Source organism: Nocardiopsis sp. iso_238 (assembly GCF_056173325.1).
On sequence record NZ_CM149668.1, the window covers coordinates 2,446,941 to 2,471,191 of the forward strand.

General features: G+C 71.8%; 19 protein-coding genes and 1 pseudogene. 7 read left to right on the top strand and 13 right to left on the bottom strand.

Annotation, left to right across the window (positions count from 1 at the left end; all coding sequences use genetic code 11):
- The first annotated feature begins 18 nt into the window (after positions 1 to 18).
- Together AC0VYL_RS10810 and AC0VYL_RS10815 are read left to right on the top strand one after the other, a co-directional pair.
- Positions 19 to 2,229 (top strand): MMPL family transporter, encoded by a 2,211-nt coding sequence (locus AC0VYL_RS10810; protein ID WP_475483038.1) that lies wholly within the window; start codon positions 19 to 21, stop codon positions 2,227 to 2,229.
- Positions 2,230 to 2,395: 166 nt separating this feature from the next.
- Positions 2,396 to 4,579 (top strand): MMPL family transporter, encoded by a 2,184-nt coding sequence (locus AC0VYL_RS10815; protein WP_475483039.1) that lies wholly within the window; start codon positions 2,396 to 2,398, stop codon positions 4,577 to 4,579.
- Here the strand turns inward: AC0VYL_RS10815 and AC0VYL_RS10820 are convergent, their stop codons facing one another.
- The 3 genes from AC0VYL_RS10820 to AC0VYL_RS10830 form a co-directional block, all read right to left on the bottom strand.
- Entirely contained in the window at positions 4,580 to 5,041 is a 462-nt protein-coding gene (locus AC0VYL_RS10820) for a MarR family winged helix-turn-helix transcriptional regulator (protein ID WP_475462500.1), read from the bottom strand.
- Between the two features lie 225 nt (positions 5,042 to 5,266).
- Complete coding sequence (locus AC0VYL_RS10825; protein ID WP_475483040.1) at positions 5,267 to 7,360, bottom strand: 3-hydroxyacyl-CoA dehydrogenase NAD-binding domain-containing protein; 2,094 nt, start codon at positions 7,358 to 7,360, stop codon at positions 5,267 to 5,269.
- Positions 7,357 to 8,532: a thiolase family protein gene (locus tag AC0VYL_RS10830; RefSeq protein WP_475483496.1), complete on the bottom strand. Its 1,176-nt coding sequence runs from the start codon at positions 8,530 to 8,532 to the stop codon at positions 7,357 to 7,359. Before AC0VYL_RS10830 ends, AC0VYL_RS10825 begins: the two co-directional genes overlap by 4 nt.
- A gap of 216 nt (positions 8,533 to 8,748) precedes the next feature.
- On the opposite strand from AC0VYL_RS10830, the gene AC0VYL_RS10835 reads away from it, so the two are divergent.
- Positions 8,749 to 10,578: an ABC transporter ATP-binding protein gene (locus AC0VYL_RS10835; protein ID WP_475483041.1), complete on the top strand. Its 1,830-nt coding sequence runs from the start codon at positions 8,749 to 8,751 to the stop codon at positions 10,576 to 10,578.
- Here the strand turns inward: AC0VYL_RS10835 and AC0VYL_RS10840 are convergent.
- The 4 genes from AC0VYL_RS10840 to AC0VYL_RS10855 form a co-directional block, all read right to left on the bottom strand.
- Positions 10,562 to 11,068, bottom strand: coding sequence for an FBP domain-containing protein (locus AC0VYL_RS10840; RefSeq protein ID WP_475483042.1), 507 nt, complete (start codon positions 11,066 to 11,068; stop codon positions 10,562 to 10,564). The two genes, AC0VYL_RS10835 and AC0VYL_RS10840, sit on opposite strands and share 17 nt — an antisense overlap.
- A 217-nt stretch (positions 11,069 to 11,285) precedes the next feature.
- A complete protein-coding gene (locus AC0VYL_RS10845; protein ID WP_475462511.1) occupies positions 11,286 to 12,278 on the bottom strand; it encodes a tetratricopeptide repeat protein in 993 nt (330 codons plus the stop codon).
- A gap of 208 nt (positions 12,279 to 12,486) precedes the next feature.
- On the bottom strand, positions 12,487 to 13,734 hold the full coding sequence (locus tag AC0VYL_RS10850; RefSeq protein WP_475463019.1) for an HRDC domain-containing protein: 1,248 nt from the start codon (positions 13,732 to 13,734) through the stop codon (positions 12,487 to 12,489).
- Between the two features lie 127 nt (positions 13,735 to 13,861).
- Positions 13,862 to 14,437, bottom strand: coding sequence for a DUF3000 domain-containing protein (locus AC0VYL_RS10855; protein WP_475462514.1), 576 nt, complete (start codon positions 14,435 to 14,437; stop codon positions 13,862 to 13,864).
- Between the two features lie 353 nt (positions 14,438 to 14,790).
- On the opposite strand from AC0VYL_RS10855, the gene hemE reads away from it, so the two are divergent.
- Positions 14,791 to 15,759, top strand: a complete 969-nt coding sequence (gene hemE / locus AC0VYL_RS10860; protein ID WP_475463020.1) for a uroporphyrinogen decarboxylase — start codon at positions 14,791 to 14,793, stop codon at positions 15,757 to 15,759.
- Between the two features lie 78 nt (positions 15,760 to 15,837).
- Here hemE and AC0VYL_RS10865 read toward each other — a convergent pair whose 3' ends face one another.
- Entirely contained in the window at positions 15,838 to 16,896 is a 1,059-nt protein-coding gene (locus AC0VYL_RS10865; RefSeq protein WP_475462515.1) for a DUF4349 domain-containing protein, read from the bottom strand.
- A 116-nt stretch (positions 16,897 to 17,012) separates the two neighbouring features.
- On the opposite strand from AC0VYL_RS10865, the gene hemG reads away from it, so the two are divergent.
- Positions 17,013 to 18,488 carry a protoporphyrinogen oxidase gene (gene hemG, locus AC0VYL_RS10870; RefSeq protein ID WP_475483043.1) on the top strand — a complete coding sequence of 492 codons (1,476 nt, stop codon included), beginning with the start codon at positions 17,013 to 17,015 and terminating at the stop codon, positions 18,486 to 18,488.
- Positions 18,485 to 19,195 carry a hydrogen peroxide-dependent heme synthase gene (hemQ, locus tag AC0VYL_RS10875; protein WP_475483044.1) on the top strand — a complete coding sequence of 237 codons (711 nt, stop codon included), beginning with the start codon at positions 18,485 to 18,487 and terminating at the stop codon, positions 19,193 to 19,195. Before hemG ends, hemQ begins: the two co-directional genes overlap by 4 nt.
- A 76-nt stretch (positions 19,196 to 19,271) precedes the next feature.
- Here the strand turns inward: hemQ and AC0VYL_RS10880 are convergent, their stop codons facing one another.
- From AC0VYL_RS10880 to msrB, 3 genes are all read right to left on the bottom strand, one after another.
- Positions 19,272 to 20,081, bottom strand: coding sequence for a CDP-alcohol phosphatidyltransferase family protein (locus tag AC0VYL_RS10880; RefSeq protein ID WP_475483045.1), 810 nt, complete (start codon positions 20,079 to 20,081; stop codon positions 19,272 to 19,274).
- On the bottom strand, positions 20,068 to 20,736 hold the full coding sequence (locus tag AC0VYL_RS10885) for a phosphatidylserine decarboxylase (protein WP_475462520.1): 669 nt from the start codon (positions 20,734 to 20,736) through the stop codon (positions 20,068 to 20,070). The genes AC0VYL_RS10880 and AC0VYL_RS10885 overlap by 14 nt, the downstream gene beginning before the upstream one ends.
- A 256-nt stretch (positions 20,737 to 20,992) precedes the next feature.
- On the bottom strand, positions 20,993 to 21,439 hold the full coding sequence (gene msrB / locus AC0VYL_RS10890; RefSeq protein WP_475462521.1) for a peptide-methionine (R)-S-oxide reductase MsrB: 447 nt from the start codon (positions 21,437 to 21,439) through the stop codon (positions 20,993 to 20,995).
- 253 nt (positions 21,440 to 21,692) lie between these two features.
- On the opposite strand from msrB, the pseudogene AC0VYL_RS10895 reads away from it, so the two are divergent.
- Positions 21,693 to 22,067: pseudogene (locus tag AC0VYL_RS10895) on the top strand (hypothetical protein); the annotation flags it as partial.
- A gap of 313 nt (positions 22,068 to 22,380) precedes the next feature.
- Here AC0VYL_RS10895 and AC0VYL_RS10900 read toward each other — a convergent pair.
- Both AC0VYL_RS10900 and AC0VYL_RS10905 read right to left on the bottom strand, forming a co-directional pair.
- Positions 22,381 to 23,169: a GntR family transcriptional regulator gene (locus tag AC0VYL_RS10900; RefSeq protein WP_475463021.1), complete on the bottom strand. Its 789-nt coding sequence runs from the start codon at positions 23,167 to 23,169 to the stop codon at positions 22,381 to 22,383.
- 165 nt (positions 23,170 to 23,334) lie between these two features.
- The gene (locus AC0VYL_RS10905) at positions 23,335 to 24,138 is read right to left on the bottom strand and encodes a pyrimidine reductase family protein (protein ID WP_475483046.1); all 804 of its coding nucleotides are present in this window, start codon (positions 24,136 to 24,138) and stop codon (positions 23,335 to 23,337) included.
- Positions 24,139 to 24,251: the final 113 nt, after the last annotated feature.

Below are 24,251 nucleotides of genomic sequence, written 5' to 3' on the forward strand. Positions count from 1 at the left end.
CGCTTGAAAGGGCGGCCCATGCCGACACACACGGGGTTCTTCGGCCGACTGGGGCTCGGCGCCCACCGGGGCCGGTGGTGGATCCTGGCCCTCACCGGACTCTTCGCGGCCTTCTCCGTGGTGTGGGGCCTCGGCGTCTTCTCCGACGTCAGCCAGAGCGGGTTCGAGGACCCGGACTCGGAGTCCTCGCGGGCCATGGACGTGCTCCAGGAGGAGCTCGGCCACGACGACATCGACGTCATCGCCATCTACCGCAGCGACGAGATGCGGGTGGACAACCCGACCTTCGCCCAGGCCGTGCAGCGGATCACCGACGACCTGCCCGACGAGGTCTCCGGCTATGACCTGTACCTGGACGAGGACCTCTCGGAGGTCGAGCGCGGCATGCTCGTGTCCGAGGACATGCACGCGACCTACGTGCCGGTCACCCTCTCGGGCGAGACGCACGAGGAACGCCTGCACCAGTTCGAGGCGGCGGCGCGGGCCCTGGAGTCCGGCCCGCTGGAGACCCACCTGGGCGGCCCCGTCGCGGTCGAGCACGAACTCTCCGAGACGGCGGAGAGCGACATCATCCGCGCCGAGCTCATCACGCTCCCGGTCCTGCTCCTACTGCTGGTGCTGATCTTCGGCGGCCTGGTCGCCGGTCTGGTGCCGCTCGCCGTCGGCGGTCTGGCCATCCTCGGCTCCCTCACCGTCCTGCGCGCGCTGACCTCTGTCACCGAGGTGTCGGTCTTCGCCATCAACGTCGCCACCCTCCTGGGCCTGGGGCTGGCGATCGACTACGGACTGTTCATGGTCAGCCGCTTCCGTGAAGAGCTGGGCCGTGGGCGCACCGTCCCCGACGCGGTCCGCCGCACGGTGGACACGGCCGGACGCACCGTCGCCTTCTCCGGCGTGACGGTGGGTATCGCCTTCGCGGGCCTGCTGTTCTTCCCCCAGCCCATCCTCAAGTCCATCGGGTTCGGCGGCATCGCCGTGGTGGCCTTCGACCTGATCGCCGCCCTGGTCTTCCTGCCCGCCCTGATGGCGGTGGTGGGCCGCCGGATCGACCGGCTCAGACTGCCGCTGCCGCGCCGGACCGTGACCGGTGTGATCGACGAGAACGCGGGCGCCTGGGCGAGGTTCGCCCGCACCGTGATGCGCGGCCCCGCCGTGTCCCTGGTCGCCGTCGGCTGTGTGCTGGTGGCCTTCAGCTCCGGTCTCGCCTCGACCCAGTTCGGCGCCACCGACCAGCGCTACCTGCCCGCCGACGCCTCCAGCCGGATCGGCACCGAGGCCATGGCGGAGGACTTCCCCGCCGGACAGGTCGGCAGGCTGCACGTGGCGGTGCTGGGTGACACCGGGGAGGAGGCGATCGACGAGTACGTGGAGCGCCTCGACGCCCTGCCCGGCTCGGTCCGTACGAGCGTCGCCCGAACGGACGAGGGCGTCGCGCACGTGGAGGTCGCCTACCAGGGCGCCACGGACGACCCCGAGGTCCAGCGGTTGGTGCGCGACGTGCGTGCCGAGCCCGGTCCCGACGGCGCCGAGGAGACCCTGGTCGGCGGTGTGGCCGCCATGCAGTTGGACAACCTGGACGCGATCGTCCAGGAGGCCCCGAAGACGGTCGCCTTCATCATCGGTTCCACGCTGGTGCTGCTCTTCCTCGCCTTCGGCTCCGTGGTCCTGCCGGTCAAGGCGGTCCTCATGGGCGCGCTGTCGCTGGGCGCCTCACTCGGTGTGGTGATCTGGGGCTTCCAGGAGGGGTTCTTCGCCGGGCTGCTCGGCTTCGACGCGGTCGGCACCATCGATCCCACGTACCTGGTGCTCATCATGATCGTCTCCTTCGGCCTGGCGATGGACTACGAACTGTTCCTGTTGAGCCGGGTCCGGGAGGAGTACCTGCGCAGCGGCGACAACACCCGGTCGGTGGCCCTGGGGCTCCAGCGCACCGGCCGGATCATCACGAGCGCGGCCCTGCTGCTGGGGGTGGTGCTCGTGGCGATGGGCACCTCGGGGCTGCTCTTCCTGAAGATCATCGGCATCGGGCTCGCGCTCGCCGTGCTGGTGGACGCCACCCTGGTGCGGGCGGTCATGGTGCCCGCCACCATGCGCCTGCTCGGTGACTGGAACTGGTGGCTGCCGCGCCCGCTGCGGTGGCTGCACGACCGGATCGGCATCTCCGAGGGCGGCGACGAGGAGGCCTCCGAGGCCGGCGAACGGCGGGAGAGGATCCCCGCGGGCGTCTGAACCGAACCCCGGAACCCCGGAACCCCGCTCGGCCGTGTGCCGGGCGGGGTTCCGCCTGTCCCGGGGGAGGAGCCCCTTAATCATATGGAGTGCATACGATATGTTTGCTTTACCAATAAGGGATCGGTGCACCTGACCCGGCGCCACGCACGCTCCAGGAGAAGCCTTGGCCGCCCCACCCCTCACGACCCCACCCCGCCCCTCACCCCTGGCCAGGCTCGGCCGGACGGTCGCCCGCCGCTCCGGCCGCGTCCTCCTGCTGGCCACGGCCGTCGGCCTCGCCGCCCTCGTCCTGGCCGCGGGAACCCTCGACCGACTCCAACTCAGCCGGTTCGAGAGCCCCGGATCCGAGTCCCACCAGGTGGAACAGGCCCTGGAGGAGGAGTTCGGTACGGGCAAACACCACGTCCTGCTGCTGGTCACCGCCCAGCGGGGCACCGTCGACGCTCCCGAGGTCCGGGAGGCCGCGACCGCACTGGAACAGGAGCTGGCCTCCCGCGACGGCGTGGCCGAGACCGCCTCCTACTGGTCGCGCGACGGTTCACCGGCGATGCGCTCCACCGACGCCGCCCAGGCCCTGGTCACCGCGCGCATGTCGGGAACGGTCACCGAGGCCCGCACCGCGCTCGCCGACATCTCACCCGACTTCGCGCGCTCCGACGACGTGATCCGTGTGGAGGTCGGGGGTGGGGACGAGATCTTCCGTCAGGCGGCGGCCCAGGCCCAGAGCGACTTCGTGCGCGCCGAGATCATCATCCTGCCGCTGGTGTTCGCCCTCCTCCTGCTGCTCTACCGGAGGGTCTCGGTGGCCGGGCTCACCCTGGCCATGGGGGTGTACTCGGTGGTCACCACCCTCGCCCTGCTGCGCGGGGCGGCCGCGCTCACCGAGGTGTCGACCTTCGCCGCCAACCTCACGCTGGTCATGGGGATCGGGCTCGGCGTGGACTACGGCCTGTTCGTGATCACCCGGTTCCGCGAGGAGCTGGCCCGGGGCCACGACGTCCCCGCGGCCGTGGAACTGGCCGTGGCCCGCGCCGGGCGCACGGTGGTGTTCAGCGGCCTCACCGTCGCCATCGCGCTGTCCTGCCTGCTCCTCTTCCCCTTCCCGTTCCTCCAGTCGTTCGCCTACGCCGGGGTGGGCGTGGTCCTGACCTCCGTGGTCGCCGCCCTGGTGGTCCTGCCCGCCGCACTCGCCCGGGTGGGGCACCGGGTCCGCCCCCGTGGTGAGCCGCGCGCCGACGGCGGATGGTGGCACGCCAACGCACTCCGGATCACGCGCCGTCCCCTGCTCTACGGGCTGCCCGCCCTCGGTCTGGTCCTGCTGCTGGCGCTGCCCGTGCTCGGGATCAACTTCGGCCTGCCCGACGCGCGCGTCCTGCCCGAGGGCCACTCCAGCCGGGACGTCCAGGAACAGGTCGAGGCGGGCTTCGCCCAGGAGGAGATGGACGCCGTGCACGTCTGGGTCGACTCCGACACCACCACGGAGGAGGTCGACGCCTACGCCGCCGCCCTGTCCCGGGTCTCCGGGGTGTCCCAGGTCGACGCGCGTACCGGTACCTACCAGGACGGGGGGCTCACGGGCACACCCGGCTCGGCCACCGAACGCTTCGGCTCCGAGGGGGCGACGTGGTTCTCGGTCGTTCCCGACATGACGGCGCTGGAGGACGCCTCCGGCTTCATCGACCGCGTCCGCGACGTGCCCGCCCCGGCCGACACCGCGATCGGCGGCTACCCGGCCGACCTCACCGACTTCGGCGACGCCCTCCTGGAACGGGTGCCCCTGGTGGTGGGGATGATCCTGGCGGTCACCTTCGTGCTGCTGTTCCTGATGACCGGAAGCCTGCTGCTGCCGCTCAAGGCGATCCTGCTCAACGTGCTCAGCCTGGCCGTGATGTTCGGCGTGATCGTCTGGGTGTTCCAGGAGGGCCACCTGTCCGGGGTGTTGGGCTTCACCGCCAACGGGACCCTGGAGGTGACCTTCCCGATCCTGATGTTCTGCGTGGCCTTCGGGCTGTCCATGGACTACGAGGTGTTCATGCTGGCCAGGATCAAGGAGGAGTACGACCTGACCGGCGACACCGCGTCGGCGGTCGCGGCCGGGCTCCAGCGCAGCGGCCCGCTGGTGACGGCGGCGGCCCTGGTGCTGGCGGCCTCCTTCGCGGTCTACGCGAGTTCCAGCGTGTTCTACCTGATCATGCTCGCGGTGGGGATGGCCGCCGTGATCCTGGTCGACGCCACACTGATCCGGGGTGTGCTGGTCCCGGTGACCATGCGCCTGGCCGGGCGCGCCAACTGGTGGGCCCCCGCGCCCCTGCGCCGTGTGCACGCCAGGCTGGGGCTGAACCACTGACTACTCGGTCTTGGTGACCCGGGGGTGCGCCGTCACCAACCGACCGGACAGGTCGTGCAGGGCGGCGCGCTCCTCCTCGTTCAGTTCGGAGAAGAAGGCGCGCTCCAGCCGCTCGGCCTCCGCGCGGGCCCGCTCCAGGACCTCCAGGGCCCGTGCGGTGGGGGTCACGATGTAGCGCCTGCGGTCACGGGGGTTGCGTACCCGCTCGGCCATACCGAGCCGTTCCAGTTCGTCCACGATCCCGACCATGACGTTGGGGTCGATCCCCAGGGCCCGGCTCAGCTCCCGCTGTGAGGGTTCGGACATGGACGCCGTCGCCGCGAGCACGTGGAACTGGCGCGGGCTGACCTCCAGGTCCTCGAAGGCGGACGCGGTGGTCGCCTGGAGGAGCTCTCCGAGTTTGATCAGTCGGAACCCGGTCAGTCGCCACAGGGGGGAGACCCACCCACTCGCCTCGTTCATGGCCGCATTCTACTTTCGGCCGACCGCCCACCCCGGCCGGTCGGCCGAACCGGCCCTCAGTCCTCGAAAAGGCCCGCTGGCCGTGTGTGGGGGCAACACTCACGTCACACGTTACAGAGGGCCACTGGACGGCGGGGGTGAGTTACCTGCGCCCGTGGCAGGGCCGTGAGACGCGAAAGGGCCCGGTCTCCCTGGGGGGAGACCGGGCCCTGGGCGACCGGGGGCCTAGAAGGCCTTCGGGGCGCCCTCGTGGAACGGCTTGCCGTTCACCTCGGTGGACACGCCGACCTTGTCCAGGTACGGGGTGATGCCACCGGTGTGGAAGGGCCAGCCGGCGCCCGTGATCAGGCACAGGTCGATGTCGGCGGCCTCGGCCACCACGCCCTCGTCCAGCATGATCTGGATCTCCTTGGCCAGGGCGCGCAGGGCCCGGTCCAGGATCTCCTTCTCCTCCGACGGGGAGTCCCCGCCCTTGAGGAGCTCCTTCACCTCGGGGTCGATGGTCAGGTCCGGGGCGAAGATCGCGGTCTTGCCCGCCTTGACCACGGCCTCCAGCTGCGGGGAGACCGCGAAGCGCTCCGGGAAGGCCCCGTTCAGGGTCTCCGCGACGTGCAGACCGACCGCCGGGCCGACCAGCTGGAGCAGCATGAGCGGCGACATCGGCAGACCCAGCGGAGCGACCGCGCGGTCGGCGACCTCCGGCTCCGTGCCCTCGCCCACGGCGCCCAGGACCTCACCCATGAACAGGGTGAGCAGGCGGTTGACGACGAACGCCGGGGCGTCCTTGCACAGGACCGAGGTCTTCTTCAGCTTCCTGGCCGTGGCGAACGCCGTGGCCAGCGAGGCGTCGTCGGTCCGGTCGCCGCGGACGATCTCCAGCAGCGGCAGGACGGCGACGGGGTTGAAGAAGTGGAAGCCCACGACCCGCTCGGGGTGCCGGAGCTTCGACGCCATCTCGGTGATGGACAGCGAGGAGGTGTTGGTGGCGAGGATCGCCTCGGGGGAGACCACGGCCTCCACCTCGGCGAACACCTGCTGCTTGACCTCCATCTTCTCGAAGACGGCCTCGATGACGAAGTCGGCGTCCGAGAAGGCGTCCTTGGTGAGCGAACCGGTGACGAGGGCCTTGAGGTGGTTGGCCTTGTCCTGGTTGACGCGCCCCTTCTTGAGGAGCTTGTCGACCTCACCGTGGACGTAGTCCACGCCCTTGTTCAGGCGGTCCTGGTCCAGGTCGGTCATGACGACCGGCACGTCCAGGCGGCGCGCGAACAGCAGGGCCAGCTGCCCGGCCATCAGACCGGCGCCGACGACGCCGACCTTGGTGACCTTGCGGGCCAGCGACTTGTCCGGCGCGCCCGCCGGGCGCTTGGCGCGCTTCTGCACGAGGTCGAAGGCGTACAGACCGGCCTTGAGCTCGTCGCTCATGATGAGGTCCGCGAGCGCCTGGTCCTCGGCGTCGAAGCCCTCGTCACGGGTGGCGGTCTTGGCGGCGGCGACCAGCTCGACGGCACGGGCCGGGGCCGGGGCGGCGCCGTGCAGCTTGCCCTCGACCACGAAACGGGCCATGTTGACCGCGTTGTCCCAGGCCTCGCCCCTGTCGACCTCGGGGCGCTCCACGGTGACGTCGCCCTTGACGACCTTCGCGGCCCAGCGCAGGGACTCCTCGACGAAGTCGGCGGGCTCGAAGATCGCGTCGGCGATCCCCATCTCGAAGACCTGCTTGCCCTTGATCATCTTGTTCTGGGCGAGCGGGTTGTCGACGATCAGCTTCAGGGCCTTCTCGGCGCCGATCAGGTTGGGCAGCAGGTAGGTGCCGCCCCAGCCGGGGACCAGGCCGAGGAAGGCCTCGGGGAGCGCGAACGCCGGGACGCCCGAGGACACGGTGCGGTACGAGCAGTGCAGCGCCACCTCGACGCCGCCGCCCATGGCCGCGCCGTTGACCAGCGCGAACGTCGGCACGTCCAGCTCACCGAGCTTGCGGAACACGTCGTGCCCCAGCTTGCCGATGGCCTCGGCCTGCTCGCGGTTCTGGAGCGCGGGGACGCCCGTGAGGTCGGCGCCGACCGCGAAGATGAACGGCTTGCCGGTGACGGCCACGGCCACGATGTCGGTGCGCGCCTTGGCGGCCTCGATCGCGGCGTCCAGGCTCAGCAGGCCGCCGGGGCCGAAGGTGTTCGGCTTGGTGTGGTCGTGCCCGTTGTCCAGGGTGATCAGGACAGCGGTGCCCGCGCCGTAGGGGAGCTCGACATCGCGGGAGATCGCGTTGGTGACGACCTCGTCCTTGAAAAGCTCGCGGGCTTCTTCGATGGCGGTGCTCACTTGCCCCCCTCGTAGTTGGTGTTCTCCCACAGGATGGTCCCGCCCATGCCCAGGCCCACGCACATGGTGGTGAGGCCGTAGCGGACGTCGGGGCGCTCGGCGAACTGGCGCGCGAGCTGCATCATCAGGCGGCCGCCGGAGGAGGCCAGCGGGTGGCCGACCGCGATGGCGCCGCCCCACGGGTTGACGCGGGCGTCGTCGTCGGCGATGCCGAAGTGCTCCAGGAAGGCGAGCACCTGGACGGCGAAGGCCTCGTTGATCTCGATCAGACCGACGTCGTCGATCGTGATGCCCTGGCGGGCGAACAGCTTCTCGGTGGCCGGGACCGGGCCCACACCCATGACCTCGGGCTCGACACCGGTGAACGAGAAGTCGACCAGACGCATCCTGGCGTCCAGGCCCAGCTCCTCAGCGACCTCCTCGGCCATGAGCAGGGTGCCGGTGGCGCCGTCGTTGAGACCGGCGGCGTTGCCGGGCGTCACGTTGCCGTGCGCGCGGAACGGGGTCTTGAGGCCGGCGAGCGACTCCATGGTGGTGCCGGGGCGCGGCGGCTCGTCCTGCGTGGCCAGGCCGAAGCCCTTCTCCGCCGAACGGACCAGGGTCTCGACCAGGTCGGGCTGGATCTTGCCGTCGGCGTAGGCCTTGGCGACCTTCTCCTGGCTGCGCACCGCGTAGGCGTCGGCGCGCTCCTTGGTGATGGTCGGGTACCGGTCGTGCAGGTTCTCGGCGGTGTTGCCCATGACCAGCGCGGACGGGTCGACCAGCTTCTCGGAGATGATGCGGGGGTTGGGGTCGACGCCCTCACCCATGGGGTGGCGGCCCATGTGCTCGACGCCACCGGCGATCACGACGTCGTAGGCACCGAAGGAGATGCCCGCGCCCGCGGTGGTGGCGGCGGTGAGCGCGCCGGCGCACATGCGGTCGATGGAGTAACCGGGGACGCTGCGCGGCAGCCCGGCGAGGATCGCGGCGGTGCGCCCGAGGGTCAGGCCCTGGTCGCCGATCTGGGTGGTGGCGGCGATGGCGACCTCGTCGACGCGCTCCGGGGGCAGGCCCGGGTTGCGGCGCATCAGTTCGCGGATGACGCGGACGATCAGGTCGTCGGCGCGCGTCTCGGCGTAGAGGCCCTTGCCTGACTTGCCGAACGGGGTGCGGACCCCATCGACAAACACGACATCGCGGGCAGTTCGCGACACGATGGCCCCTCCTTCTCCAAGCGTTGGGTGGACTGTATGGGTCCATGCTACTCGCCAGTAACAAATAGTGCGAGCGGCGGGGCCCTTCACTTCCGAAGTCGGGTGGACCCCCTACTTTCGGCGCTTGTGGCCGCCCCGGCCAACACGGTTCCCTGAGGGTGGATTCCGAACGAGGGGGACACGGGGACGACGATGCCACGACCGGACACGGAACACCAGGAACTGCTCAGACAGGCGCCCAAAGCGCCGCTGCGGCGCCTGTGGGAGTACGCCCGACCGCACTGGCGGGCGCTGGTCGCCGGAGGCGTCCTCACCTTCCTCGGCGGGATGACCGGCCTGATCCAGCCGCTCATGGCCAAGTACGTGATCGACGCCCTGGGCGGCGGCGCTCCCATCTCCGGGCCGATCCTCGTCCTGCTGGGCGTGGTGCTCGCCGGAGCCGTCATCGGGGCCCTGGGCGCCTTCGTCCTCGAACGCACCGGCCAGAGCGTCGTGCTCGGCGTGCGCCGCACCCTGGTGGGCCGACTCGTCCGACTGCGCGTGGGCGAACTCGACCGGCTCAAACCGGGGGACCTCGTCTCCCGGCTCACCGCCGACACCACCCTGCTCAGATCGGTCGCCACCAGCGGCATCACCAACCTCTTCACCAGTACGGTCCTGCTGGTGGGCGGGATCGTCGTCATGGGGGTGCTCAGTCCGCTCCTGCTCCTCGTCACCCTGGGCATGATCGTGCTGGTCGGCGTCCTCATGGGGGTCGTCCTGCCCAGGATCGGCCGCGCCACCCAGGCGGCGCAGGCCTCGCTCGGTGAGATGGGCTCCCTCCTGGAACGGATCTTCGGCGCCTTCCGCACGGTCAAGGCCTCCTCCGCCGAACGGGCCGAGATCGCCCGCCTCGACGAGTCCGCGGTGGAGTCCTGGCGGCGGGGTGTCTCCGTGGCCGGATGGACCGCGCTGTCCGGCACGCTGTCCATGCTCGCGGTCAACACCAGCTTCCTCGTGGTGCTGGGCCTCGGCGGCGGCATGGTGGCGGCGGGGACCATGAGCGTGTCCACGCTCATCGCCTTCCTGCTGCTGCTCTTCTACCTGATGGAACCCATCAGCACCCTCGTGCAGTCGGCCACCGAGCTCCAGACCGGCCTGGCCGCCGTCCGCCGGATCGACGAGGTCACCGACCTCGACCAGGAGGACCCCGGACGGGCCCGCACCGAACCCGCCTCACCCCGACCGGCCGAGGTCTCCCTCACCGACGTCACCTTCCGGTACCACCCCGACCTGCCCCTGGTGCACCACGGAGTGACCTTCGAGGCCTCGGGGCCCGGGCTGACCGCCCTGGTCGGGCCCTCGGGATCGGGGAAGACCACCGTCTTCTCCCTGGTCGAACGCTTCTACGACGCCACCACCGGCACCGTGCGCCTGGACGGCACCGACGTCCGCGACTGGCCCCTGGAGGAGCTGCGCTCCCAGATCGGCTACGTGGAACAGGACGCCCCGGTCCTCGACGGCACCCTGCGCGGCAACCTCACCATGGCCGCGCCGCACGCCACCGAGGAGCAGATCCGGGAGGTGATCCGTACCGCCCGCCTCACCGACCTGGTCGAACGCCTGCCCGACGGGCTGGAGAACCCGATCGGCCACCGGGGCGTGACCATCTCCGGCGGCGAACGCCAGCGGGTGGCCATCGCCCGCGCCCTGCTCCGCCGCCCGCGCCTGCTCCTGATGGACGAGGCCACCTCCCAGCTGGACGCCGCCAACGAGGGCGCGCTCAAGGCGGTCATGCTGGCGGCGGCACGCGACACCACCGTGATCGTCGTCGCCCACCGGCTCTCCACGGTCACCAGCGCGGACCGGATCGTGGTCCTGGAGACGGGGCGGGTCCGCGCGGTGGGCACCCACGCCGAACTGGTCGAACGCGACTCCCTCTACCGGGACCTGGCCGCCGGGCAGCTCCTGGCGCCGGAGCCCGCCGGGCCCCAGTGGCCCGCATCTTCCCAGGAGCCCGCGGGGGTCAGCCCGGGGGAGTGAGGAAGGAGGAGGCGAAGCGGTCGACGTTGAGGTTCAGCCGCTGGACGCGCTCCTCGCGGGTGATGGTCTCCGCCGGTTGGATCAGCGCGGACTCCCGCTTGCCCCGCACGTACAGCGGGCAGGCCAGGTCCGCGCACACGTACAGGCCCACCGTGTCGCCCTGGCGTCCGGCCTTGCCGGGCTTGGGTGCGCTGAACAGCCGGACGCCGCCAGCGGGGTGCACGGTCAGGCAGAACGAGCACGTCATCGACTTGAAGAAGTTGCCCTTGCGGTTCCCCGTCGGCAGCCGCAGGGCGATCCCGAGCGGATCCTCCCCGGACTCGATCACCAGGTAGGCGCGGCCCGGCGCCTTGGGGTCGGTCCAACCGAGGAAGTCCGTGTCCTCCCAGGCCAGGAGCGGCATGACCGGCGGGAAGTGCATCCGTTTGGCCTCCCCCTTGGGACAGTTGACGAACGAGGAGCGGATCTCCTCGTGGCTCAGTTCGCGCATGGCGCTCTCCGGTTGATCGGCGGGAATCACGGGTCTCAAAGGAGGGATACTGCCAGTCGCCACCGGGCACACGCGAGTGCTTTTCGCACGTGACGGGCCACTTCCCCGAGAGAAGCCCCCGCGCTCCCCGGACCCCGCACACGCACCCGCCCACGGGAAGGGGCCGGGAACTCCCAGGGAGTTCCCGGCCCCGGTGAGCACGGGTGTGTCGCTCGTGTCAGAGGAGCGCGTTGGCCTCACGGTGGCGACCGGCGGAGTTGTAGGCGCCCGCCAGGTCGCGGCGCAGCCGCATGATCAACCGTCTGACCTCCGGGTCGCCCGAGGAGTTGAGCGCCACCCGGTAGGCCTCGCGCAGCACCTCGACCGCCTCGTCCGCCCGGCCCGCCTGCGTGTAGGCGCGGCCCAACCGGTGGTGCACCGTGAGGGTGTCCAGGTGGCCCTTGCCCAGGCGGCGGCGGCGCCCGGCCAGCACCATGCGCAGCTGGGAGACGGCCTCCTCGTACCGGCCGGCCATGCTCTGCGCCGCGCTCATGCCCAGCCGCAGCTCCTCACGGCGCTCGGTGGAGGCCACGTCCTCGATGGCCCGCGCGTAGTGGGCCACCGCGGCGTCCACCCGCCCGCTGCGCCGGTAGCACACGGCCAGGCGCATGCGCGCCTCCACCGTGTCCTCGTCGGCCGGACCGAACTGGCTCTCCCGCTGGCCGAGCAGGATCTCCCACTGGGCGGCGGCGTCGGCGGGGCAGCCCACGTCCTCCAGCGCCCAGGCGAGGTTCTCCCGGATGATCTCGGTCCGGGGGTGGTCCTCGCCGTAGACCGCGACGGCCTCGCCCAGGGCCAGCTCGAACTGCTGCACGGCGGCCTGGCGCCGACCCATCTGGGCGTACTTGGTGGCCAGGTTGTTCCGGGCGGTGATGGTGTCCGGGTGCTCGGTGCCCAGACGCTCCACCAGGGACTGGAGGGTGCGTTCGAGCGAGGCCGCGCGCATCCCGGCCGTGGGGCCCTTGGTCACCGGGGCGGACGAACCCGTCCGTTGCGGCAGCGGCCGGTGCCCGGCATCGCCGGCCACCCTGCCCGCCGGGGCCGGTACCTGCTCAGGCACGGCGGCGGGCTCGAACTGATCGTCAGAAGCGGGCATGGCGGCCTCGGTCGACTCGACCTTGGCAGAACGCGTCAACCCCGCCTCGCGTAGCAGCGCACGCCAGAACGACAAGCAGACTCACCACATTTCCCTGATCACACGAACCGGGAGCCTTGTGGGCCCACGGATCGGTACACACCCGTTGAGGAACCGCCCTGAGTTTTCAGAGCACGTTTCTATAACTTAATCGGACAGCGGGCTATGGAACAGGCGTGAACCGCCCCTGTGTGGGGGTGAGTTCAGTCACGTCTGGGTTCAAAGTGGTTGAAGAGGGTAGTGATCAGCCTTTTTCCGCACCGAGCAACGCTGTGGCCAGCGGTTCCGCGGTGAGCCCGATCTGCCAGTTCCTGGCGCCCCGTGTGCGCAGGAACTCGCCCACGGAGTCCGCGTCCACGGCCTTCGGCGGCGCCCAGGCCAACCTTCTGACGGTGTCCGGCAGCAGAAGGTTCTCGGTCGGCATCACGACGTCCTCCGCGATCCCCGTCACGGTGGCCCGCGCGGCCTCCAGACGACGCGCGGCCTCGGGGGCGCGGTCGGCCCAGCGGTTCACCGGCGGCGGACCGTCACCGGGGGCGTTGGGACGCGGCAGCTCAGCCTGGGGCATCTCCCGGGCCCGGTTCACCGCCTTCATCCACGTGGTCACGTAGCGGCGGGCCAGCTTGATCCCGAACTGCCGGATCCTGGTGAGGTCCGTCGTGCCGCGAGGCATCGCCGTCGCCGCCTCCACGATCGCCGCGTCCGGCAGCACCCGCCCGGGGGAGATGTCGCGCTCCTGCGCGATGCGGTCGCGTTCGTACCAGAGCTCGCGCACCGCGGCCAGGGAACGCTGGTTGCGGACCTTGTGGATGCCCGAGGTGCGCCGCCAGGGATCGGCGCGCGGTTCCTTGGGCGGGGCGGCCAGCACGGAGTCGAACTCCTCGCGGGCCCATCCCAGCTTGCCGCTCTCCTCCAGCTCCGTCTCCAGCGCGTTCCGCAGCTCGATGAGGATCTCCACGTCCAGAGCCGCGTAGCGCAGCCAGTCCTCGGGCAGCGGGCGCTGGGACCAGTCCACCGCCGAGTGCTCCTTGGCCAGGCGGACGTGCAGCAGGCGCTCCACCATGAACCCGAGCCCGACCCGCTGGTAGCCCAGCAGCCGTCCGGCCAGCTCGGTGTCGAACAGCCGCTCCGGGCGCAGGTTGATCTCCGTCAGGCACGGCAGGTCCTGGTGCGCCGCGTGCAGCACCACCTCGGCGCCGCCCATCGCGGAGTTCAGCTCACTCAGGTCGGGGCACGCGATCGGATCGATGAGCGCCGAACCGGAGCCCTCCCGGCGCAGCTGCACCAGGTACGCGCGCTGGCCGTACCGGTACCCCGAGGCGCGCTCGGCGTCCACCGCCACGGGCCCCGAACCCGAGTCCAGGGCGGCTATGACTCCGGCGAGCGAGTCGGCGTCGGAGGTCACCTCGGGCAGGCCCTCGCGCGGCTCCCGCAGGAGGGGCGCCCTCTCCGCGTCGTCGTCGGGTTCGCGGGGGTCTGTCTTGGAGTTCAACGCGTTCGCCACACCACTACGGTATGCGCTGTCGCCACCGAACGCAGATACGGGCCGATTCGGGATCGTCGGGCGATACCGGCCGCCCTCTTCGCGCGCCGGGGTCGGGGGCGCGTCCGGGCGCAGGTCAGGGTCGGGACCGCTGGCGCGCGATGTCGGTGACGTCGAGCGGCGGAAGCCCCGACGCGGACGCCAGCAACGCCAGCCAGGCGTTCATGTGTCCGGTCAGGTCGTCGGACTCGGGTGTCCACGAGGCGCGCATCTCGACCTCGGTGGTGGCGCCCTCGTGGGCCTTGGTGCCGAACCCCTCGGTGGTGGCCCGGGTGACCGTGCCGCTCAGCGTGTGGTGCGCCGCGCCGTGGGCCTCCAGCGCGTCGGTGAGCCAGCTCCAGGCGACCGGGCCCAGCAGGGGGTCGGTCGCGATCTCCGACTCCAGCTCGGAGTTGGCCTGGCAGACCACGCGGAAGGGGCCGGGCCAGTCGCGGGTGCCCTCGGGGTCGTACAGGACGATCAGCCGCCCCCAGGCGATCTCCTCGCCCTGGACCGTGACCTCGGCGGACACGGCGGCGGAGTGGGGCGCCAGCCTCTGGGGTGAGGGGATCTCCCGAACGGTGATCTCGGGGCGGATGAGGGGAGAGCGCAGGGCCTCGACCGCTCGCCGGAACGTCTCTTGAGCGTTCTCGGCGCTACCGACATCGGGCATGGTGGAAACGTCAGCCTTCATTAGGTGGTGATCACGCGTCCTGGCGGGGGTAGTCGGGACGTGCCCCGCCGACGGTGTGATGGTGGGCACGGACTCGACCGTGGCACGACAGACCCGCGCCGGGCCGCAGTTCCTCCGGCGTGTCGGTGTTTTGTGATGATCTTGGGACCGCCCGGGCACCCGTCCGCCCCGGTTCGTCCCCCCGCCGGACCGGATCGTTCCCCCGAGCGTGACCACCGACTCCGGCGATCCGAGTGAGACCACCGGGGCGGGCATGGCACGATTCAAGGGTGACGCTTCAAGAATCTCCCTTCCTTCGCGCCTGCCGGCGCCTCCCGGTGTCCCACACACCGGTGTGGTTCATGCGCCAGGCCGGGCGCTCCCTGCCCGAGTACCGACGGGCCCGCGCCGACGTGCCTATGCTTGAGGCGTGTGCGCGGCCCGACATGATCACCGAGATCACGATGCAGCCGGTGCGCCGCTACGACGTGGACGCCGCGATCTTCTTCAGCGACATCGTGGTGCCGCTCAAGGCCATCGGGATCGAACTGGACATCAAGCCGGGCGTCGGCCCGGTGGTCGACGAGCCGATCCGCGACGCCGGCGGGATCAAGCGCCTGCGCGAGATCGAGCCCGACGACGTCCCGTACGTCACCGAGGCGGTCGGCCAGCTCGTGGGTGAGCTCGGTGACAAGCCGCTGATCGGCTTCGCGGGTGCCCCGTTCACGCTGGCCTCCTACCTCATCGAGGGCGGGCCGTCGAAGAACCACGAGCACACCAAGGCGCTGATGTACGGCGAGCCCGAGCTGTGGGACGAGCTCATGCGGCGCCTGGCCACCATCTCCCTGGGCTTCCTGCGTACCCAGATCGAGGCGGGGGCCAGCGCGGTCCAGCTCTTCGACTCCTGGGTCGGGGCGCTCAGCGCCGAGGACTACCGCGCCTCGGTGCTGCCCTACACCTCGTGGATCTTCGGCCAGCTCAGCGAGTACGAGGTGCCGCGCATCCACTTCGGTGTGGGCACCGGAGAGCTGCTGAGCCTGCTCAGCGAGGCCGGGGCCGACGTGGTGGGCGTGGACTGGCGGGTGCCGCTGGACAAGGCCGTCCAGCGGGTCCAGCCGGGTACGGCGCTCCAGGGCAACCTGGACCCCGCCACCCTTTTCGCTCCCTGGGAGGTCGTCGCCGACCGGACGCGCGACATCCTCGCGCGGGGCCGGGCCGCCGACGGCCACATCTTCAACCTCGGTCACGGCGTGCTGCCCAGCACCGACCCGAACATGCTCGAACGGCTCACCGCCTTCGTGCACGAGGAGACCGCCAACTAGGCTCCTCCCGGACACACGCGCCGAGGCCCGGCCCCCGCGAGGGAGCCGGGCCTCGGCGCGTTCCACGGACCCTCAGGGTCAGCGCCCGTCCTCGTCGTCCTTCGCCGGGCCGGTCTCCTCGGACCGGGCCGACTCCGGCTCGGGGTCCGGCGCGTCGCCGTCCCGACCCCGGGTCGCGCCCGCGCCCGCGTCCACGGCGGCGTCGGGGGCGGGGGCGGGGGCGCGACGGGCCCGGCGGCGCCCGAGCCACACCCACAGCGGCCAGGCGCCGACCGCCGCGAGCACGACGGCGAAGGGCAGCAGCCAGCCCGCGACCACGGCCAGGCCCTGGCCCAGGCCCACGAGCGCGCGCCAACCGCGTTCGAGGCCGCCCAGGAACCCGACGGAGTCCCGGACCGGCTCCTCCAGGTAGGTCGTGGGCGGCTGGAGGGTCAGGTGCACCGTCGAGTAGGAGGTCTGGTCGTCCAGCACCTTCAGCCGGGCCTGGAGCGCCTCCAGGTCCTCCTGGCGCCGCTGGATCTCGCCCTCCACCCGCAGCAGGTCGTCGACGTCCCGGGCCTCCTCCAGGTAGCCGCGCAGGGTCTCCAGGGCGGTCTCCGAGGACTCGATCCTGCTCTCGACGTCCGCGACCTCCTCGGTGACGTCCTGCACGGACCGCTCCAACATGGAGCGGTCGCCCAGTTCGGCCAGCTCCTCCAGCACGCCCTCGTAGTCGCCGTCCGGCACGCGCAGGGTCAGGACGCCCTCGGGGTGGCCGTCCCGGGGCGTGGAGAGGCTCTCGGACTCCACGTAACCGTCGGAGTCGAGGGTCAGCCGCTTGGCCAGCTCCGCGGCCTCGGCCACGTCGTCCACGCGCACGGTCATGTCGGCGGTGTGGACCAGCCGCCGGTCCGCGACCTCCACGTCCGTGCCCGTACCGGCCTCCGCTCCGGCCTCCTCCTCCACGGCGCCCTCCGCCGAGAACTCGGCCGCGGAGTCGGCCCGCTGGTCGGGGACGGCCAGGTTCGCGGGTTCCGGGGCGCCGCCGCTCTCGGAGGAGGCCCCGCACGAGGCGAGCAGCAGCACGGCCAGGCCGGAGGCGGCGGTCAGTCCGACGGCACGTCCGACACGGGACGGTGTCAACGCTGAAGTGTCCATGCCGCTTCGACGCACCCCGCGATGACCCCGTTTCCGCCGCACCATAACGGGACCGCAACGGCCGCCTACGGGGACGGCGGATCACTGTGACCCGCGGCATCTGGGAAGCTGGTGACATGCCTGAAGCACCGCATGTCGTCGTGATCGGGGGCGGCGTCTGCGGACTCACCGCCGCGCACCGCCTCAACGGCCGGGGGGTCACCACCACGGTGATCGAGGCCGCCGACGTCCCGGGCGGCAAGCTCCGCGCCTCGCCCGTGGCCGGTGTGCCGGTCGACGCCGGTGCGGAGGCGGTGCTCGCCCGCCGCCCCGAGGCCCTCGACCTCTTCACCGAGCTCGGTCTGGACGACCGGGTGGTGCACCCGGGCCCGGGGAGCGCGGCCATCTACAGCCGGGGCCGCGTCCGTTCCCTGCCCAAGGGACAGCTCATGGGCGTCCCCGGGGACCTGCGGGCCCTGGCCCGCAGCGGCGTCCTCTCCCCGGCCGGAACCCTGCGCGCCGCCCTCGACCTGGTGTGGCCCCGCACCCAGGTGGGTTCGGACGTGCCCGTGGCCTCCTACGTCGGCACCCGCATGGGCCGCCAGGTGGTGGACCGGCTGGTCGAACCCCTCCTGGGGGGCGTCTACGCCGGACGGGCCGACGAGCTCTCCCTGGACTCCACCCTGCCGCAGATCGCGCCGATGGCCCGCCGGGACCGTTCCCTGATGAGGGCCGTGCACACGAGTCTGAGCGGCCGGGGCGCCGCACCCACCAGGTCGGGGCCGGTCTTCGCCTCCCTGCGCGGCGGTGTCGCCTCACTCGTGGACGCGCTCGCGGCGCGACAGGAGGACCTGCGTACCGGCACCCGGGCCCATTCCCTGGAGCGGCGCCCCGAGGGCTGGAGCGTGCGTCTGGAGGGCGCGGACGGGGGTCGGGTGGACTGCGACGCGGTGCTGCTCGCCTGCCCCGCCGCCGAGGCCGCCCGCCTGCTCACCGACACCGAACCCGAGGCCGCGCGCGAGCTGCGCCGGATCGAGTACGCCAGCATGGCGCTGGTGACCTTCGCCCTGCCCGCCTCCGCCTTCCCCCGCCCGCTCACCGGCACCGGTTTCCTGGTCCCGGCGGGGGAGGGGCTGACGATCAAGGCCGCCACCTTCTCCAGCAACAAGTGGCCCTGGCTGGCCCGGGAGCTGGATAGGGTCAACCCGGGGCAGGACCTCCTGCTCCTGCGCTGCTCCATCGGCCGGTTCGGGGACGGCGGCTCGCTCGACCGCTCCGACGAGGAACTGGCCGAGACGGCCCTGGCCGACCTCGCCCGCGTGACCGGTCTGCGCGGGACCCCGGTGGAGACCCGGGTGACCCGGTGGACCGACGGACTGCCGCAGTACACGGTCGGCCACGCCGACCGCGTCGAGCGGATCCGGTCGGGCGTGCGACGCCACCCCGGCCTGGGGGTGTGCGGCGCCGCCTACGGGGGCGTGGGCGTCCCCGCCTGCGTCGCCGACGCCGGACACGAGGCCGCACGCCTGGCCGACACCCTCACCGACCACAGCCGCACCAGCGGCGGCGACCAGAGCGCCGCCGGACCGAACCAGCAAGGAGTCAACCCGTGACGGGGCAGCAGAACGAGGCCGTCTCCCAGGACGGCACCGACCTCAACAAACTCATCCGCTACACCATGTGGTCGGTCTTCCGGGTCGACGGCCTGGAGGGCGTGGACCGCGCCGCGGCCGCCGAGGAGCTCCAGGGCCTCCTCGACAAGGCCGCCGGACAGGGCGTCACCACGCGGGGCAGCTACGACGTCCAGGGCTTCAGGGCCGACGCCGACATCATGTTCTGGTGGGTCGCGGACACCCCGGAACAGCTCCAGGGCGTCTACTCCGAGTTCCGCCGCACCCGGGTCGGCCGCGCCAGCACCCCGGTGTGGTCGGTCATGGGCCTGCACCGCCCCGCCGAGTTCAACCGCGGCCACGTCCCCGCCTTCCTGGCCGGGGAGGAGCCGCGCGACAACATCTGCGTGTACCCGTTCGTGCGCTCCTACGAGTGGTACCTGCTGCCCGACGACGAGCGCCGCGCCATGCTCGCGGAGCACGGCCGCATGGCGGCCCCGTACCCGGACGTCCGGGCCAACACCGTCTCCTCGTTCGGTCTGAACGACTACGAGTGGCTGCTGGCCTTCGAGGCCGACGAGCTGTACCGCATCGTGGACCTCATGCGCCACCTGCGCGGCGCCAAGGCCCGCCTGCACACCCGTGAGGAGCTGCCCTTCTACACGGGGCGCCGCAAGAGCGTGGCCGAGCTGGTCGACTCCCTGCCGTAACCGGCGCCGCGAACGAGGACGGCCCCCGCACCGTTGGTGCGGGGGCCGTCCCGTGCCGTTCCGGCGTCCGGGCGCGCTACTCGACGCTGGGTGCGACGTGCGGTGCGCGGCGGGTGGCGATCACGTAGAAGGGGAGCGAGACGATCGTGAGCAGCACCAGAGCGCTCATGAGGTAGATCAGCGCCTCCCCGGCGGGCAGTCCCAGGCCCCACGCGGCGATGAAGGCCACGCCCGTGGCGAGCATGCCCAACACCACGTAGATCCGCTTCCCGCGCGGCTTGGGGTACTCCATCCGGCTGACCATCAGCCAGGAGACGAGCAGCACCGCCGCGACCCCGGCCAGCAGCGGCGGGTCCAACAGCACGATCGTCACCACGGCCATCGCCCCGAACGGGCACGGAAGGCCGGTGAAGTAGTTCGCGTCGGGGGCCTGGCAGGAGAACCTGGCCAGCCGGACGATCACCGCGAGCAGCACGGCACCGCCCGCCAGGACGGGCAGCACGCCGGCGCCGCCCGTGATGGTGCCCCACACCACGAAGAAGAACGCCGGCGCGAACCCGAAGCTGATCACGTCGGCGAGGTTGTCCAGCTCCGCGCCCATGCCGCTGCCGCCCAGCTTGCGGGCGACCCGGCCGTCGAGCACGTCGAGGGTGGCCGCGACGATCATCAGGCCCACGGCTGTGGCCATCGCCGACTTCGGCAACGGTCCCGCCGCTCCCAGCGCCATGTGCGCGGCCTGCGCCGTGGCCAGGGCCCACACCGCGAGGAAACCGCACAGGGCGTTGCCCAGGGTCAGGTAGTCGGCCACGCCCAGGCGGAGCCGGGGCGCCTCCCCGGAGAGGTCCGTGGCGGCCCGCGCCGCGGGAACGGCCTCAGTCGGCGTCAAGACGGGTTTCTCCGGCGCGGACCTTCTGGCCGACCTCCACCGCCGGGGTGACCCCGGGCGGAAGGTAGACGTCGACGCGTGACCCGAACCGGATGAGGCCGATCCTCTCGCCTTGCTCGACCTTCTGCCCCGCAGCGAGATACGGGACGATACGCCGGACCAACGCGCCGGCGATTTGAACGACCGTGATCTCACCGATCTCGGTTTCAAGGGTCCAGATGACGCGCTCATTACGCTCGCTGTCCTTGTCGAAGGCGGGGCGGAAACCCCCGGGGCGGTGCTCGACGCCGGTCACGACTCCGGCGAGGGGCGCACGGTTGACGTGCACGTTGAGGGGGTTCATGAACACCGCGACCCGGATCCGCCCGTCGGGCTGGGGGTCGAGGCTCTGTACGACGCCGTCGGCCGCGGACAGCACCCGACCTGTCGCCGGACCCCGGTTGGGGTCGCGGAAGAACCAGGTCATCCCCGCCGCCAGGGCGATCACCGGGGCGGCGGCCACGGCGCCGACCCGGGAACGCCGGGCGAGCAGGGCGGCGGCACCCGCCGCGCCGAGCGCCGGGACCAGCCACGGGGCGGAACCCTGGGCCATGCCGAAGCGTGGTCTGGCCGGGTGGCGTGGGGAGGCGGAGGAGGAAGGTGAGTCGTCGGTCATCGAGCGCTTTCGTCGCGGGTCGGTCGGTCGCCCGCACATCGGATACCGCTGTGAGGGGTGAACCCGGCTGTGGCCTGGTTCGCGTGTGCGCGGTCTCCGGGTGGGGCCCGCCGCGCGCGCCCCACGGTCGACTTATGGCCGAACGTCGGTGCGCTGGTGAGATTATCGCTGATCCTGGGGGAAGGGGGATCGGACTGGTTCCGGAGACGCCCGTGCGGGTGGGCGTTCGGGTCCCCGGACCAGGATGCCATGCCGCCTACTCGGTGGGCTCCAGGTCGAGGGCGACGGAGTTGATGCAGTACCGGAGGTCCGTGGGGGTGTCGTACCCCTCCCCGCGGAAGACGTGACCCAGGTGGGAGTGGCAGGTGGCGCATCGCACCTCGGTGCGCACCATCCCGAGCGAGGCGTCCTCGTGCAGGGTGACGGCGTCGGAGTCGGCCGGGTCGAAGAAGCTCGGCCACCCGCAGTGGGAGTCGAACTTCTCGTCGGAGCGGAAGAGTTCGCTCCCGCATCCCCGGCAACGGTAGACACCGGTGGTCCTGGTGTCCACGTACTCCCCGGTCCAGGGGCGCTCGGTGCCCGCCTGGCGGAGCACGGTGTACTCCTGCTCGTTGAGGCGCTCGCGCCACTCCTGGTCGGTCCGGGGAAGGTCCCTGGGTGCCCCGCCGTTGGTGTCCGGGGCCTGGTCCGCTGCGTCAGCCATGGTGACGACGCTACCCGCAAACGCGCTCCGGTGCCGACAGGGGACACGGTGTGAAGAAATCGGGTCCAAACCACGCACTCCAGGTAAATCATTCTTAAGAGCCACATACACCTAACTTCACCTTTGGCGACGTTCGGTGCCGGTGGGTGCGGGTACGGGCTCAGACAGGGGTCAGTGATCGAGGTGCACTGAGGCAGGTGGCATGGCTGTTACAGCTCAACAGGCACTCGGAGTGAACAGGCGGCCTCTGCGCGTGGGCAGGATCCGGTACGGACTGTGGAGGCTCGACCAGGCCACCACGGGTGCCCGGTCACGGATGCGGGTCGTCGGGGACGGCGCCGCCACCGTGGGGCGGGAGCTGCGCTGGGCCGCGGAGCTCAGCCTGCGTTCGACCGTCGCCGGGATCGAGTACGCGCGGCCGGAGCCCTGGGGGGACCGCAAGCTGTTCGGGTTGGTGACGGCGATCGCCGTCGGCGCCCTGGTGGTGGCGGTCGTGCTGGGGATGGGCATGGCCCAGTGGGCGATGACCTCGTCCAGCGCCATGTTCTTCGCGGCGGCCGGGGCCGTTGCGGTGGGACTCACACTCCTGCCGCTGTCCTACCTGGTCTTCGCGTCCCGACGCGGTCGGGTCCGGAGCGAGGAGGCGGAGGACCCGAGCGAGGGGGAGTCGCGTGACGGGGGCGGCCCGAACGGGCAGGACCCGGGCGAGGAGAGCCTCCTCACGACGATTCCGAGTGCGAGGGTTCCCATCGCGGAGAGACCGGGTGTGAGCGTCACGAGGTAGCGACGGACGGCGGCCGTGACCGGTCCGCCATGAGGGTGGGAGGGGTGCCCCGAGCGGGGCATCCCTCCCGTCGTCGTGCGGCGGGGTCGGCCCGGGAAAGGTGCCGCGGGGCCCGGTGGCCCGAGGGGCCGGGGCCGGGTGGTTCCGAGGCGCGGGGTCAGGCGTCGAAGTCGTACTGCAGCACGTACGCCGAGCCGTCCATGGTGATCTCGTTGAACTCCACGGGCCGGTGGTCGGCGGTCAGCGCGGTGCGGGCCACCTCCAGCACGGGGGTGCCCGCGGCCAGGGTCAGTTCCTCCGCCTCCTCGGGGGTGGGCATGCGCACCCGGATCTCCTCGGTGAAGTGGGCGGGGGCGTGCCCGAGCTCCGCCAGGCGCGCGTAGATGCCCCCGGGGCCGCTGTCGTGGGCCCGGACCCGCCGCGCGGCGGGGACCTCCTCCCGCCCCGACCACAGGTGCGGCGACAGGTGTGAGACGGCGCTCTGCACCGGTCTGCCGTCCACCAGGTAGCGCCGGGAGCGGCGCACCACCGTGGCCCCCTCGTCCAGGTCCAGTGCCCGCAGGACGTGCCCGTCGGGGACGAGTTCGTCGACGACGAGCCCCTCCACCTCGTAGCCGCGTGTGTCGCTGTCGGTCTGCCAGATGGCCCTTCCGGCGCCCCACAGGTCCTTCGACAGGCGCCGGGCGCCGTGTCTTCGCAGGGGCCGGAAGGCGCGCACGTAGATGCCCGATCCCCGCACGGCCACGGCCAGGCCCTCGTTGATGAGCACGGACAGGGCCTGCCGGGCGGTCGCCCGGGCGACACCGTGCCGCTCCATGAGGGCGTTCTCCCCGGGGAGACGGTCGCCGTCGGAGTACTGTCCGGAGCGGATCCGTCCTCGTAGTTCCTCGGCTATCTCCCGGTACACCGGAGGGGACCCGTTCTCGGACGTCGGCACCACGTTCATCCTCTCGCCCAGGGGGCCGCACCGGTGAGCCCCGCCGGCGCGGTGTGTCATTCGCGGCTCTTCCTGTGGAAGGCACACCACGGGTATGTCCGGTTGCGGGATGGTTCATGCGTCATTGTGGGGCGACCGAAACCGAGCGGTTATGGGGAGGGCCCGCGCGGGCCCCTATTCCCTCAGGTAACGCGTGAACAGGTGGCCCTCCGCCTCCAGCAGACGGGCCATCCGCAAGGGGGTGGTCCTCGCCGAGGTGTGCTCCAGGGCGCCGGGAGTCCCGGGGCCGCCGGTGACGATGCGGGGCGACCCCGCGCCCAGCAGGTGCGGGCTCACTGTCAGGCAGAGCTCGTCCAGCAGGCCCGCCGCCACGAACTCCGCCAGCAGGTGCGGGCCGCCCTCGGTCAGGACCCGGTACAGGCCGCGTTCAGCCAGGGCGTTCACGATGTGCTCGGGGCCCACCGAGACCCCGTCGACCACCACGAGGTCGGCGTGCTCGGCCACGAACGCCCGGAGCTCGGCGGGGGCGTCCGCGACGGTGAACACGATGGTGCGGGCGTCGTCCGGGGCCGTGGTGAGCAGTTCGGCGTCCAGTTCGAGGGAGCGCGACACCACCGCGACGCGCGGTGTGGCGGGACGGCCCTCACGCAGCCGCGCCCACACCTCGCGCGGACGCACCGGCCGGTAGCCCTCCTTGCGTGCGGTGGCGGCGCCGACCAGGACGACGTCGCACAGTCCGCGCAGCACCCCCATGACCCGGCGGTCGGGGTCCGAGGACAGGTCACGGCTGCGCCCCGAGGGGCCGATCGCGCCGCCGTCGGCGCTGGCCACCATGTTGGCGCGCAGCCAGGGCCGGTCCAGGCCCAGCGGGTAGGCGTAGGCCTCGGCCAGGTCCACGTCGGTCTGGCCGGGGACGGGCAGGAGTTCGCGGAAGCGGGCGGGCTCCGGGGCACGGCCCGCGCTGTGTGTGCTCGACATGGTCACCCAGGTTAGGGGCGTCGCGATCGCGGACGGCGTAGGGCCGGGTCCCGTCGCGGGTTCCCGGCCCCTCCGCGGCCGCTCCCCGGGGCCCTCCACCCCCGGGGAGTCGT

Excerpts from the sequence above, each read along its gene's own strand:
- AC0VYL_RS10900 (WP_475463021.1), bottom strand. The coding sequence starts at position 23,169 with ATGAACGTGGTGCCGACGTCCGAGAACGGGTCCCCTCCGGTGTACCGG.
- AC0VYL_RS10905 (WP_475483046.1), bottom strand. The coding sequence starts at position 24,138 with ATGTCGAGCACACACAGCGCGGGCCGTGCCCCGGAGCCCGCCCGCTTC.
- AC0VYL_RS10855 (WP_475462514.1), bottom strand. The coding sequence starts at position 14,437 with ATGCCCGATGTCGGTAGCGCCGAGAACGCTCAAGAGACGTTCCGGCGA.
- hemG (WP_475483043.1), top strand. The coding sequence starts at position 17,013 with ATGCCTGAAGCACCGCATGTCGTCGTGATCGGGGGCGGCGTCTGCGGA.
- AC0VYL_RS10835 (WP_475483041.1), top strand. The coding sequence starts at position 8,749 with ATGCCACGACCGGACACGGAACACCAGGAACTGCTCAGACAGGCGCCC.
- AC0VYL_RS10865 (WP_475462515.1), bottom strand. The coding sequence starts at position 16,896 with ATGGACACTTCAGCGTTGACACCGTCCCGTGTCGGACGTGCCGTCGGA.
- AC0VYL_RS10820 (WP_475462500.1), bottom strand. The coding sequence starts at position 5,041 with ATGAACGAGGCGAGTGGGTGGGTCTCCCCCCTGTGGCGACTGACCGGG.
- AC0VYL_RS10840 (WP_475483042.1), bottom strand. The coding sequence starts at position 11,068 with ATGCGCGAACTGAGCCACGAGGAGATCCGCTCCTCGTTCGTCAACTGT.
- AC0VYL_RS10810 (WP_475483038.1), top strand. The coding sequence starts at position 19 with ATGCCGACACACACGGGGTTCTTCGGCCGACTGGGGCTCGGCGCCCAC.
- AC0VYL_RS10885 (WP_475462520.1), bottom strand. The coding sequence starts at position 20,736 with ATGACCGACGACTCACCTTCCTCCTCCGCCTCCCCACGCCACCCGGCC.
- msrB (WP_475462521.1), bottom strand. The coding sequence starts at position 21,439 with ATGGCTGACGCAGCGGACCAGGCCCCGGACACCAACGGCGGGGCACCC.